The organism is Rhizobium favelukesii, from assembly GCF_000577275.2.
GTDB classification, from domain to species: Bacteria; Pseudomonadota; Alphaproteobacteria; order Rhizobiales; family Rhizobiaceae; genus Rhizobium; species Rhizobium favelukesii.
The window spans coordinates 646,085-658,444 of the sequence record NZ_HG916854.1 but is presented as its reverse complement, the minus strand read 5'-3'; the positions used below and the strand labels follow the sequence as shown (position 1 = coordinate 658,444).

General features: G+C 60.6%; 10 protein-coding genes and 1 pseudogene. 6 read left to right on the top strand and 5 right to left on the bottom strand.

Annotated elements, in window-relative coordinates; translation table 11 throughout:
- Window positions 1-26: 26 nt before the first annotated feature.
- The 4 genes from LPU83_RS63135 to LPU83_RS63120 form a co-directional block, all read right to left on the bottom strand.
- Window positions 27-1,355, bottom strand: coding sequence for an FMN-binding glutamate synthase family protein (locus LPU83_RS63135; RefSeq protein WP_024315638.1), 1,329 nt, complete (start codon window positions 1,353-1,355; stop codon window positions 27-29).
- Between the two features lie 15 nt (window positions 1,356-1,370).
- Window positions 1,371-2,057, bottom strand: coding sequence for a GltB/FmdC/FwdC-like GXGXG domain-containing protein (locus tag LPU83_RS63130; RefSeq protein WP_024315639.1), 687 nt, complete (start codon window positions 2,055-2,057; stop codon window positions 1,371-1,373).
- A gap of 38 nt (window positions 2,058-2,095) precedes the next feature.
- Window positions 2,096-3,001, bottom strand: coding sequence for a class II glutamine amidotransferase (locus LPU83_RS63125; protein ID WP_024315640.1), 906 nt, complete (start codon window positions 2,999-3,001; stop codon window positions 2,096-2,098).
- A 194-nt stretch (window positions 3,002-3,195) separates the two neighbouring features.
- The gene (locus LPU83_RS63120; protein ID WP_024315641.1) at window positions 3,196-4,173 is read right to left on the bottom strand and encodes a GlxA family transcriptional regulator; all 978 of its coding nucleotides are present in this window, start codon (window positions 4,171-4,173) and stop codon (window positions 3,196-3,198) included.
- Window positions 4,174-4,263: 90 nt separating this feature from the next.
- Here LPU83_RS63120 and LPU83_RS63115 point away from each other — a divergent pair, with 90 nt between their 5' ends.
- From LPU83_RS63115 to LPU83_RS63095, 5 genes and pseudogenes are all read left to right on the top strand, one after another.
- Window positions 4,264-5,514: a sarcosine oxidase subunit beta family protein gene (locus LPU83_RS63115; protein WP_024315642.1), complete on the top strand. Its 1,251-nt coding sequence runs from the start codon at window positions 4,264-4,266 to the stop codon at window positions 5,512-5,514.
- A 139-nt stretch (window positions 5,515-5,653) separates the two neighbouring features.
- Window positions 5,654-6,737: pseudogene (locus tag LPU83_RS63110) on the top strand (IS110 family RNA-guided transposase).
- Window positions 6,738-7,005: 268 nt separating this feature from the next.
- Complete coding sequence (locus LPU83_RS63105) at window positions 7,006-7,278, top strand: sarcosine oxidase subunit delta (RefSeq protein ID WP_024319105.1); 273 nt, start codon at window positions 7,006-7,008, stop codon at window positions 7,276-7,278.
- Window positions 7,275-10,232 carry a sarcosine oxidase subunit alpha family protein gene (locus tag LPU83_RS63100; protein ID WP_024319106.1) on the top strand — a complete coding sequence of 986 codons (2,958 nt, stop codon included), beginning with the start codon at window positions 7,275-7,277 and terminating at the stop codon, window positions 10,230-10,232. The genes LPU83_RS63105 and LPU83_RS63100 overlap by 4 nt, the downstream gene beginning before the upstream one ends.
- Window positions 10,225-10,797 (top strand): sarcosine oxidase subunit gamma family protein, encoded by a 573-nt coding sequence (locus tag LPU83_RS63095; RefSeq protein WP_024319107.1) that lies wholly within the window; start codon window positions 10,225-10,227, stop codon window positions 10,795-10,797. Before LPU83_RS63100 ends, LPU83_RS63095 begins: the two co-directional genes overlap by 8 nt.
- Window positions 10,798-10,824: 27 nt before the next feature.
- Here LPU83_RS63095 and LPU83_RS63090 read toward each other — a convergent pair whose 3' ends face one another.
- Window positions 10,825-11,490, bottom strand: a complete 666-nt coding sequence (locus LPU83_RS63090; RefSeq protein ID WP_024319108.1) for a helix-turn-helix domain-containing protein — start codon at window positions 11,488-11,490, stop codon at window positions 10,825-10,827.
- Window positions 11,491-12,046: 556 nt separating this feature from the next.
- On the opposite strand from LPU83_RS63090, the gene LPU83_RS63085 reads away from it, so the two are divergent.
- A complete protein-coding gene (locus LPU83_RS63085) occupies window positions 12,047-12,193 on the top strand; it encodes a DUF1127 domain-containing protein (RefSeq protein WP_003552150.1) in 147 nt (48 codons plus the stop codon).
- Window positions 12,194-12,360: the final 167 nt, after the last annotated feature.

The following is a 12,360-nucleotide window of genomic DNA, read 5'->3' as shown; positions in this document are numbered from 1 at the left end:
AGCGACGGCCGAAGTTTTATCGAGGGCTAGAAGCCTCCCTTGCCGGGGATCCAGCTGGTACCTGCAAGCGGCACCTGCGCCATGGCGGAAGCCTCGATCGTCAGCGCGACGAGGTCTTCCGGTTCCAGATTGTGGAGATGGTTCTTGCCGCAGGCGCGCGCGATGGTCTGGGCTTCGAGCGTCATCACCTTGAGATAGTTGGCGAGACGGCGTCCTGCGGCGACCGGATCGAGGCGCTTGGAAAGCTCCGGGTCCTGCGTGGTGATGCCGGCCGGATCCTTTCCCTCGTGCCAGTCGTCATAGGCGCCGGCCGTCGTTCCGAGCTTCTGGTATTCCCCTTCCCAGTGCGGATCGTTATCGCCAATTGCGACCAGCGCTGCCGTACCGATGGCAACCGCGTCAGCACCGAGCGCCAAGGCCTTCGCCACGTCGGCACCCGAGCGGATGCCGCCCGAGATGATCAGCTGCACCTTGCGATGCATGCCGAGATCCTGCAGCGCCTGGACGGCGGGGCGAATGCAGGCGAGCGTCGGCATGCCGACATTCTCGATGAAGACGTCCTGGGTCGCCGCCGTGCCGCCTTGCATGCCGTCGAGCACGACCACGTCGGCTCCGGCCTTCACGGCAAGCGCTGTATCGTAATAGGGACGCGCGCCGCCGACCTTGACATAGATCGGCTTTTCCCAATCGGTGATTTCGCGCAGCTCCATGATCTTGATTTCGAGATCGTCCGGGCCGGTCCAATCGGGATGACGGCAGGCCGAGCGCTGATCGATACCCTTGGGCAGATTACGCATATTGGCGACGCGGTCGGAAATCTTCTGGCCGAGCAGCATGCCGCCGCCGCCGGGCTTGGCGCCCTGGCCGACGACGATCTCGATGGCATCGGCACGGCGCAGATCCTTCGGGTTCATACCATAACGCGACGGCAGATACTGGTAGACGAGCGTTTGGCTGTGGCCGCGCTCCTCATCCGTCATGCCGCCGTCACCGGTGGTAGTCGATGTTCCGGCGATCGTGGCGCCGCGTCCGAGTGCTTCCTTGGCATTGCCCGAAAGAGCACCGAAGCTCATGCCGGCGATGGTAATCGGCGTCTTCAGGACGATCGGCTTCTTCGCATGGCGCGCGCCGAGCACGACGGAGGTGTCGCATTTCTCGCGATAGCCTTCGAGCGGATAACGCGAGATCGAGGCGCCGAGGAACAGCAGGTCATCGAAATGCGGAACCTTGCGCTTGGTGCCGGCGCCGCGAATGTCATAGATACCGGTCGCCGCCGCGCGGCGGATTTCCGCGAGCGTATAATCGTCGAAGGTCGCTGACTTGCGCGGCGGGGTATAGGGGTTGTGATAGCTCATGTACGGTTCCCTGCCTTAGTACGCATCAGCGTTGTCGATGTTGAAATTGTAGAGCGTGCGGCCCGAGCCGTAGCGCTTGAACTCCTGCGGCTTGACATCGGAAATGCCCGCCCTCTCCAGCAGCTCAGCGAGCTTTTCGATATGTTCGGGGCGCATTTCCTTTTGGATGCAGTCCGCGCCGAGGCTCTTCACCTCGCCGCGCACGAACAGCTTGGCCTCGTAAAGAGAATCCCCAAGCGCATCGCCGGCATTGCCAAGCACCACCAGATGACCCGACTGGCCCATGAAGGCCGACATATGGCCGATATTGCCTTGAACGACGATATCGATGCCCTTCATCGAAATGCCGCAGCGCGAGGCGGCGTTGCCCTTGATGACCAGAAGCCCGCCGCGACCTGTCGCCCCGGCATACTGGCTGGCATCTCCCTCGATGACAACCGTTCCCGACATCATGTTTTCCGCGACACCAGGCCCGGCCGAACCATGGACGGTCACGGCGCCGCCGTCGTTCATCCCTGCGCAATAATAGCCGACGCTGCCGCGCACTTCGACGGTGACCGGCTGATCGATACCGACGGCAACCGAATGGCTGCCGCGCGGATTGACGACCTCGAAATTCATATCATTGGCGCCGGGGGCAATGGTGTGAAGTGCGCTGTTCAGTTCGCGCAGCGACGTTGTGGCAAGGTCGAATACGCGCATTGCTTCCAGACTTTCTCGTTTGACGCTGACATCCACGGTTAGGCCGCCTTCTCATGATCCCAGAAATAGACGGTGGCCGGCTCCGGCTCCCAGACGCGGGCATTTTCGATGCCCGGCAGGTTGACGAGCGCGCGGTATTCGGAACCGAAGGCGATGTACTGATCGGTTTCGGCCATCACGGCCGGCTTGCAGGCGATCGGATCGCGCACCACGCCGAAGCCCGACTTGGTGCCGACGACGAAGGTGAAGAAGCCGTCGAGATCATCGAGCGCGTTGGTCAGCGCCTGCCCCAGATCTTTGCCCTTGGCCATCTCGGCCGTCAGATAGGCGGCGGCGACTTCGCTGTCGTTCTGCGTCTCGAAGGTCATGCCTTCGCGCACCAGTTCGCGGCGCAGGTTGTTGTGGTTGGAGAGCGAGCCGTTATGCACCAGGCACTGGTCGGCACCGGTTGAGAACGGATGGGCGCCAAGCGTGGTGACTGCCGATTCCGTTGCCATGCGGGTATGGCCGATGCCATGCGTGCCAGCCATCTGGCGAATGCCGAAACGGGAGACGACGTCCTTCGGCAGCCCTACTTCCTTATAGATCTCGACGCTGTCGCCCGCGCCCATGACACGAATTTCCGGCCGCTCCTGGGCCAGCAGATCGCGCACCGCCGAAGCCTTGTCCGCGTTGGCTTCGATGACCGCATGGGTGCTTTTCAGCTCCACGGCGACGCTTGAATCGACCGACTTCAACAGCGCTTCAAGGCCGGCAAAATCCTGCTTCGGATCAGCCGATTGAACGGTGATTTTCGCGCGGCCATCCAAGGGCGCGCCGTAAATGGCGATGCCGGCGCTATCCGGCCCGCGATCGGTCATGATGACCAGCATATCGGACAGCATGGCACCCAATTGCGGCTCCAGACTCCTGTCCTTCAAAAACAATCCGACAATTCCGCACATGGGGACAATCCTTTGTTTCGTTGATGAAAGATGGATAGCAGGTGCACTTTTGGATTTCAACTATGAAGAAAGTTATTTTCTTTTTAGGCAATGTGAAGAGTGGATAAATGGCCGACGGCAGGTAACCTAACTCGTCCGTCAACAGAACAAGTCTGTTCTGAGAGTGAAATTTTCTCATCTGGAAAGAATGTTGGTTAAGGACGCTCGAAACTGCCGGGCTGACGGTGCGCTCGCGGTGACTCCCCGAATGCCGCACGGTAGCTCCGCGCAAAATGTCCACCGCTGGAAAATCCAGTGGCGAATGCAATTTCAGAGATGGAAAGCGGGCTTTGCTGCAACAGCCGCCGGGCATGATCAAGCCTCAGTTTCCGATATTCGAGAAGGAAGGATGAGCCCATCTGGCTGGAAAAAAGACGATCCAGGTGACGTGGCGAAAGACCGGCCAGTTTGGCCATGGCCTGCCGATCGAGCGGCGCTTCGATCGTCGCCTCCATCTTCTCGAGCACCATCAGCAAGCCCGGATGATTGACCCCGTAACGCTCCGCCAGCGACGCCCGCTGGGGCGCACCGGAGCTTTCCACCTGGGTATGAAGATACCAGTCGCTGACCCGACGGGCGAAATCCGAGCCCATACGTTCCGAGATCAGCGCGTGCATCATGTCGAGCGGGGCCACGCCGCCGCCGCAGGTGATGCGGTTGCCATCGAGAACATAGCGCGCCTGACGGGGAGCAAGACCGGGAAAGGCCTCCACCAAGGCCGACGCATGCTCCCAGTGGATGGTGAAGTCGCGATCCTCCAGCAGTCCCGCCGCTGCCATCAGATAAGGACCGCCGGAAATGCCGCCGATGCGCACGCCGTCGCGGGCAAGCTGGCGCAGGCAGGCCAGCACAGCCGGAACATTCCAGTCGACCGGCGTGCCGCCGGCGCAGACGAAGACGGTATGGAAACCGGAGCCACGGCCCGGCAGCGGCGCGGCGGGGACGGGAATGCCGGAAGACGTCATCCCGGCATTTCCTTCAACGACATGCGCTGAAAGCGCATAAATATCCCGGCCCGCAAGAAGATTGGCTGCGCGCAGCGGCTCAACTGCCGAGGCATAAGACATCAGCGCAAATCCCGGGATGAGGATAAAGCCGATCTTCTGGACGTTTTTCAGGTCATCTGACGCCATGTCTGAATAATGGCTGTAAACGTCTCTTTTCTGCAAGTGTCGAAATGCAATCCTGTCATGATCGGCGCGGTTCATCGGGATTCCATTGCCATGCGCTACTCTGCCTTTTCCGTTTTTCTGAATGCCCTGCGTGGCAACAAGGGCTGGACGCCTGCATGGCGCAGCCCGGTTCCGAAGAACCACTATGACGTCATCATCGTCGGCGGCGGCGGGCATGGTCTGGCCACGGCCTATTATCTCGCTAAGGAATTCGGCGTCACCAATGTGGCGGTGCTGGAAAAGGGCTATGTCGGCTCCGGCAATGTCGGCCGCAACACCACAATCATCCGCTCCAACTACCTGCTGCAGGGCAACAACCCGTTTTACGAGTTGTCGATGAAGCTCTGGGAGGGACTGGAGCAGGACTTCAACTTCAATGCCATGGTTTCGCAGCGCGGCGTACTCAACCTCTACCATTCTGACGCCCAGCGCGACGCCTACACGCGGCGCGGCAATGCCATGCGTCTGCACGGCGTTGATGCCGACTTGCTCGACCGTAACGCCGTGCGACAGCTGCTGCCCTTCCTCGATTTCGACAATGCCCGCTTCCCGATCCAGGGCGCGCTGATGCAGAGGCGCGGCGGCACCGTGCGCCATGATGCCGTTGCCTGGGGCTATGCGCGCGGCGCCGACAGCCGCGGCGTCGATATCATCCAGAATTGCGAGGTCACCGGCATCCGACGCGAAAACGGCCGCGTCGTCGGTGTCGAGACAAGCCAGGGCTTTATCGGTTGCGGCAAGCTGGCACTGGCAGCGGCCGGCAATTCCACCACCGTTGCCGATATGGTCGACCTGAAACTGCCGATCGAAAGCCATGTGCTGCAGGCTTTCGTCTCGGAAGGACTGAAACCATTTATCGACAATGTCGTCACCTTTGGCGCCGGGCACTTCTACGTCTCGCAGTCCGACAAAGGCGGCCTCGTCTTCGGCGGCGATATCGATGGCTACAATTCCTATGCCCAACGCGGCAATCTGGCGACGGTCGAGCATGTCGCCGAGGCCGGCGTCGCGATGATCCCTGCGCTTTCGCGTGTCCGGGTGCTGCGCGCCTGGGGCGGGGTGATGGACATGAGCATGGATGGCTCGCCGATCATCGACCGCACAGCTATCGACAATCTCTACCTGAACGCCGGCTGGTGTTACGGCGGCTTCAAGGCCACGCCCGCTTCCGGCTTCTGCTACGCCCACCTGATCGCCAAAAACGAACCGCATGAGACCGGTCGCGCCTTCCGGCTCGACCGCTTCGCGCGTGGCCGGATGATCGATGAAAAGGGCGTCGGCTCGCAACCCAATCTGCATTGAGGAGATGGCATGAAAGAGGCCGCGCCCGCTGAGAGAACGGATCACTGAGATGCAGGTGATGATCGAGGGACAGTCACACTTCCAGCCTTTCGGCTTATCCTATTGGGGTTTTGCAAATCTCAACAAGGGAGTTGGAAGCATGACTGCCTCTTATGATTACCATATCGGCGTCGATTACCACAAATCCTATAGCCACCTGGTGGTTCAGGACAGCAATGGCAAGACGCTGAGATCCGGCCGGGTGAAGAACGAGCGACAGTCGCTGGGCGGGTTTCTGGAGCGCTACCGCGAGAACTCGCATGCGGTTGTCGAAGCGACGCGCAACTGGATGGTGATGTACGACTGGCTCGACGACATTTGTGATGATGTCGTCCTCGCCCATCCCTGGAAGGTCAAGGCGATCGCCGACGCCAAGATCAAGACCGACAAGATCGACGCGACGGTGCTGGCGCATCTGCTCAGAGCCGACCTGGTGCCCGAAGCCTGGGCCTCGGCGAACGCGCAAGAGAGCTTCGCGTCGCGCTGCGCGAGCGGATGTTTTACGTCCGGCTGCGGACGATGACGAAGAACCGGATCGTGACGGTGTTTGATCGCTATCCGGAGCAGACGGCACTGCTAAAGAAACTCGGCGATCTGTTCGGCAAGGCCGGCCGCATCCAGCTTGCGCAGGTGAAAGTCTCAGAGATCGACCGCATCCAGATCGACCGTGGCCTCGACTTCATCGGCGACATCGATGTGCGCATCAAGCAGTCGGAGGCGACGATCCGGGCGATGACCAAGGCCAATACCAACGTGAAGCTGTTGAAGACGATCCCTGGCATCGGCGAGTTCTTCGCCCGACTGATCGACGCGGAGATCGACGACATATCGCGCTTCCGCAACCCGAAGAAGCTTGCCGCCTATGCCGGGCTTGTGCCCTCGACCTATTCGAGCGGCGGCAAGACCTTTCTTCATTGGAGACCTTTCATGGCAAGATCATCAAGCAGGGCAACAAGTGGCTGCGCTGGGCCTTTGTTGAAGCCGTCACCCCTGCCATCGCCAGCGATCCGCAGCTTCGAGCCCAGTATGAACACTTGAAGATCAGAGGAATGAACAAGGCGCGTGTTGCGATCGCGCGCAAGCTTTTGACGATCGCCTTCCAGATCCTGCGTGACCAGCGCGCTTATGAGCCGCGCGGCGAAAGCACCATGGAAGGCGCGTCGACGATATCCCGGTTGTCCTGATGTTTACTTAGCGAGCCCGGCAGGACTGGGCTGCGCTCATCGAGGAGAATGGAAAGCGGGAGCCGAACGCCACCCTGTGACCGAAGCCAGAAGCGGCATTAGGGCACGCATTGGAGAATGGTTCGAGAGCCGCAGGACGGAAACATTCTGTCCCGCGGAACGGAAGACTTGGCCGATCGGCGAGAACGCCGGTCAAAACGAAACCGAACCCAAGGAAAGCCGCCAATTGAAGGCGTTTTGCCCCTTGTGTTCTTTCATTGGAGTTTACATGGCCAGCCTGATCGCCTGCCCCCATTGTGGGCCGCGCCCCAAGGAAGAATTCACCGTGCGCGGCGACGCCGGCATAACCCGCCCGGCACCCAATGCCGGTGAGGACACCTGGTACGCATACGTCTACCTGCGCGACAATCCGCGCGGACGTCACAAGGAACATTGGCACCACACATCCGGCTGCCGCCGCTGGCTGGTGGTCGAGCGCGATACGACGACCCACGCGATCTATGCGGTATCGGATGCCAGCGCCCGCGGAGAGACCGCATGAGTTCCCATCGTCTTTCCAAGGGCGGTCGCATCGAGCGCGCCAAGCCGCTCGATTTCACCTTCGACGGCAAGCCGATGCAGGGTTTTTTCGGTGACACGCTGGCTTCGGCGCTTCTCGCAAACGGCCGCCAGCTTGTCGGCCGCAGCTTCAAATATCATCGCCCGCGCGGTATCCTGACCGCCGGTGCCGCCGAACCCAATGCACTCGTCACGATCGGCGAGGGCGGACGCACCGAAGCCAATACCCGCGCCACACTGGTCGAGCTCTACAGTGGCCTCAAAGCAAAAAGCCAGAACCGCTGGCCCTCGGTCGATTTCGACCTCGGTGCCATCAACAGCCTGCTCTCGCCCTTCCTCGGCGCCGGCTTCTACTACAAGACCTTCATGTGGCCGGCGACCTTCTGGGAAAAGGTCTACGAGCCGATCATCCGCAAGGCGGCAGGCCTTGGCCGCTCAACCTATGAGCCTGATCCGGACGCCTACGAAAAATGCTGGGCGCATTGCGATCTTCTGGTCATTGGCGCGGGCCCCACAGGTCTCGCTGCCGCCCTGACCGCAGGCCGCGCCGGTGCCCGCGTCGTCCTCGCCGACGACGGTTTTGAACTCGGCGGCTCGCTGCTATCAGAAACGGCGCCGGTCGTCGGCAAATCTGCAAGCGATTTGCTGGCTCAAACGCTGGCTGAACTGGCAGATATGCCGAACGTCCGTCTTTTCTCCCGGACGACTGTGTTCGGCTGGTACGACGGCAATGTCTTTGGCGCTGTCGAAAGCGTACAGAAGAACACCGCCACGGTGAACCCGAACCGGCCGGTAGAGCGCATCTGGCGCATCGCCGCCAAACAGGTGATCCTCGCCTCCGGCGCAGAAGAGCGGCCGCTGGTTTTCGGCGGCAACGACATCCCCGGCGTGATGATGGCAGGGGCGATGCGCTCCTATCTCAACCGACAGGCTATCGCGCCCGGAAAAAGCACGGTCATATTCACCAACGATGCCTCCGGTTACGCGACCGCCGCCGATCTGGAAGCGGCCGGCCTTGAGGTCGCGGCCATCGTCGACAGCCGCCCGGATGCCCCGCGCACATGGTCCGGCAAGGCACGCATCCTCCCGGGCGCCGTGGTTGTCGACGCCAAGGGCGGCAAGAGCGTCAAGGGTGTGACCGTCCTCAACAATGGCCGCCCCGAAACGATCTCCGCAGACGCGCTCGGCATGTCCGGTGGCTGGAGCCCGATCATTCATCTCGCCTGCCATCGCGGCGCAAAGCCGGTCTGGTCGGATGCCAAGGCTGTTTTCCTCGCTCCGGAAACGCAAGAGGGACTGACCGCCGCTGGTGCCGCTGCCGGCATTGGCAGCGTCGAAGCTTGCCTTGCAGACGGTGCCGGCAAAGCCACGTCGGCCCTGCAGGCGCTCGACTTCTCGAATGCAACAGCCGCTTTCGCCGCAAAGGCCGACACGACAACCGTCTCAAAGCCGCTCTGGCGCGTCCACGGATCGAAGGGCAAGGCCTTCGTCGACTATCAGAACGACGTCCACCTCAAGGACCTCGGCCTCGCGGTCAGCGAGGGCTATGGCCATGTCGAGCTTGCCAAACGCTATACCACCAACGGCATGGCAACCGATCAGGGCAAGCTGTCGAACGTCAACGCCATCGGCATTCTTGCCGAAGCGCGAAAGGTCTCGCCAGCCGATGTCGGCACAACGACGTTCCGCCCGTTCTACACGCCGCTTTCTTTCGGTGCGCTGACCGGCGCTTCCAAGGGCAAGCACTTCCAGCCGGTGCGCAAGTCGCCGCTGCATGAGTGGGCCAAGAAGAACGGTGCGGTCTTCGTCGAAACGGGCCTTTGGTACCGCTCCTCCTGGTTCCCGAAGGTGGGCGAAACGACCTGGCGTGAAAGCGTCGATCGCGAAGTGCTGAATGTCCGCGAGAATGCCGGTATCTGCGACGTCTCCACTCTCGGCAAGATCGAGATTTTCGGCAAGGACGCCGCCGAATTCCTCAACCGGATCTATTGCAACGCCTTCTTGAAGCTACCGGTCGGCAAGGCGCGCTACGGCCTGATGCTGCGTGAAGACGGGATGATCTACGATGACGGCACCACGAGCCGCCTTGGCGAAACTCATTTCTTCATGACGACGACCACCGCCTATGCGGCAGGCGTCATGAACCATCTGGAATTCTGCGCCCAGGCGCTATGGCCCGATCTCGACGTGCAGTTCGCCTCCTCGACCGATCAATTTGCACAGATTGCCGTTGCCGGACCGAAATCCCGCATGATCCTTCAGACGCTGGTGGATGAGGACATTTCCGACGCGGCCTTCCCATTCCTTGGGGCAAAGGAAGTGTCGCTCTGCGGCGGTAAGCTCACCGGACGGCTGTTCCGCATCTCGTTTTCCGGCGAGTTGGCCTACGAACTGGCGGTTCCTGCCGGCTACGGCGAAGCGATCGCCGATGCGATCATGGAGGCCGGCAAGCCGCACGGCATCTGCCCTTACGGTGTCGAGGCGCTGGGCGTCATGCGCATCGAGAAAGGCCATGTCACCCATTCCGAGATCAACGGCACGGTCATCCCGTCGGACCTCGGCTTCGCCAAAATGGTCTCCACGGCCAAGCCGGACTTCATCGGCAAGGCGATGCTCTCACGGGAAGGTTTGACGGCAGATGATCGGCTTTCACTCGTCGGCGTCAGACCGCTCGATCCAGCGACGACGTTCAAGACAGGCTCGCATATCCTCTCGGATGGTGCCGTACCCTCGCTCGAAAGCGACCAGGGCTACGTCTCCTCCAGCTGCTATTCGCCTAACCTTGGCTCGACCATCGGTCTGGCCCTGGTCAAACACGGCCCGAAGCGCCACGGCGAGCATGTCACCGTCTGGAACGACCTGAAAAACGAATACACCAAGGCCGTGCTCTGCAGCCCGGTTTTCTTCGATCCGGAAAACGGAAAGCTCCATGGTTGATTTTTCGCACCTTCACCGTCCTGCCCTTGCGGACGCCAAGTCCGGTTCGTTCGGCGCATCTTCAACCGGTAAGCGGATCAGGCTTACGGCTCTGCCGGAAGGTCACGTACTGCAGGTTCTCGCAGCGCGTGGAAGCGGCGAGCTGCAGAGCCTGATCCCAAGGATCGGCGATGGTACCCCTCATTCGGTACGTCCCTATGGCCCGGGACAATGGTTCGTCGTCGGCGATGCGCCTCTTTCCGCCACTGAAATTTTCGGCAGGACGCCGCTTCTGGACGGCAGGGCCTGGCTTTCCGATCAAGGCCATGGCCGCATCCGGATCGGCATCAGCGGACCGGCTGTCGAGACCGTCCTTGCCAAGGGCACGGCCGTCGACCTAGACAGCGCCAACTTCCCCGTCGGCCGATCCGCCATAACGCTGATCGGCCATATCTCGGCGCTGATCACGCGAACGGGCATGGAAAGTTTCGAGCTTCTGGTGTTGCGCGGCTTTGCCGAAAGCCTCTGGGACGAACTCATCCAGATGAGTCTCGAGTTCGGCGTGGACGCAAAAACGATGCGTTAGACCAGCTGTCTGGTCCGCAAAGCAAAATCAATTGGTTTGGCTCCGCCTCTGCGGGTAGCTGATGATTGCCAAGTAGCGAGCCGGCAGTTGAACCAGTTCTTGCGGTCCGTGAGGCGAATCGGCATCGAAAAACAGGCTGTCACCCGGCTGCATGGTGTAGAGCTGATCGCCGTGGCGGTAAACCACTTCGCCCTCCAGCATAAAGAGGAACTCCATACCTTCATGCTGGAACGTCGGGAAGACATCGGATTCGGCCGTCAGCGTTATGAGATAAGGTTCGACAGTGACGCCACTGGTATTGTTGGCGATGTGACCGAGCAGGCTGTACTGATGCCCCGCGCGCGTACCGCGCCGCTCGATGTTCACACCTTCGCCGGCTTTGACGAATATCGCATTGTGGGGCTCCTCAAACCGGCGAAAGACGGCCGTGAGCGGCACACCGAGCGCTCTGGTCAGTGCCTGCAGCGTGGTCAGCGAGGGTGAAATGTTGCCGTTCTCGATCTTCGACAGCATGCCCACCGAAATACCGGTCGCTGCTGCGAGGTCGGTGACGGTGATGCCGAGCGCTTTGCGATAGGTTCTGACCTCGTGCCCTATGGCCATTTCCAGATTGTTTTCCCGGGGCTCGCGAATCCGGTGCGGATCCTGGGACAAAATGGTCTGCTTTTGTCCATACTTCTCGTTGTCGGTCATCGCTATCTCCTACGAGTCATGTTCTTTACAGGAAACATCTCGTTATTCGGAAGAAATTTTTCTGCTGAGTGTAATCGACGCTATGGCGAGGGCGGGTCTTGCCCTCAGGACATTACAAAGTCTCTGTGGTCACAGACCCCCGCAACCGCGCTAAGGCACGACATAAGCGCCGAAACTGCGAGCCGGTAGGATGCGTTGCGATGGATATCAAGGTTTTAAATCCGCTTCGATGGTAGGGCTGCTTGCCAGAGGCTCCCTTGGTCGCCGGAGTTTGATACGCATCCTCGGATAATGCGCCCTTAGTTCCGAGCGATCGTATCAATGCCCGACTCTATCTCCCAGGGCCAAATCGCCCACGCCTCCTGACGGCGCCTCCGGGCTTAAAAACAGGCATTTCCCCGCGAAAAAGGAAGATCCTATGCGTTGTGCGCATAGGTGGGGTGAGGGATTGTCGCTGTTTTGAACCGATTGAAACATCTATATTCCAATCATCGAAACGACGCCGGAACCAAGCAAGGTTGCTGACGTCAGACAAGCCTCAGGAAAGGGGATCATCATGAACGTAGCACGCTCTTTCAACAACTGGCGCAAGTTCCGTCAGACCGTTACCGAACTTGGCCGCATGTCCAGCCGCGAACTGCAGGACCTCGGTATTGACCGCGCCGACATCCGCAGCGTTGCCCGCGCATCGATCGCGCGCTAACCGCACAGCATTTGGTCTTTAAGACTGCTCGACGCCCGCTGATGACGCGGGCGTTTTTGCGTTGATCGTCCGCGTCTAAGATCGGTTGGATCCTTGCTCTGTTCGTCAGCCTTTCCGACTTGTATTTTTTGCATAGCTGCAGTGCAGCATAAGGCATTGGCACGGTT

Excerpts from the sequence above, each read along its gene's own strand:
- LPU83_RS63135 (WP_024315638.1), bottom strand. The coding sequence starts at position 1,355 with ATGAGCTATCACAACCCCTATACCCCGCCGCGCAAGTCAGCGACCTTC.
- LPU83_RS63130 (WP_024315639.1), bottom strand. The coding sequence starts at position 2,057 with ATGCGCGTATTCGACCTTGCCACAACGTCGCTGCGCGAACTGAACAGC.
- LPU83_RS63125 (WP_024315640.1), bottom strand. The coding sequence starts at position 3,001 with ATGTGCGGAATTGTCGGATTGTTTTTGAAGGACAGGAGTCTGGAGCCG.
- LPU83_RS63120 (WP_024315641.1), bottom strand. The coding sequence starts at position 4,173 with ATGGCGTCAGATGACCTGAAAAACGTCCAGAAGATCGGCTTTATCCTC.
- LPU83_RS63115 (WP_024315642.1), top strand. The coding sequence starts at position 4,264 with ATGCGCTACTCTGCCTTTTCCGTTTTTCTGAATGCCCTGCGTGGCAAC.
- LPU83_RS63105 (WP_024319105.1), top strand. The coding sequence starts at position 7,006 with ATGGCCAGCCTGATCGCCTGCCCCCATTGTGGGCCGCGCCCCAAGGAA.
- LPU83_RS63100 (WP_024319106.1), top strand. The coding sequence starts at position 7,275 with ATGAGTTCCCATCGTCTTTCCAAGGGCGGTCGCATCGAGCGCGCCAAG.
- LPU83_RS63095 (WP_024319107.1), top strand. The coding sequence starts at position 10,225 with ATGGTTGATTTTTCGCACCTTCACCGTCCTGCCCTTGCGGACGCCAAG.
- LPU83_RS63090 (WP_024319108.1), bottom strand. The coding sequence starts at position 11,490 with ATGACCGACAACGAGAAGTATGGACAAAAGCAGACCATTTTGTCCCAG.
- LPU83_RS63085 (WP_003552150.1), top strand. The coding sequence starts at position 12,047 with ATGAACGTAGCACGCTCTTTCAACAACTGGCGCAAGTTCCGTCAGACC.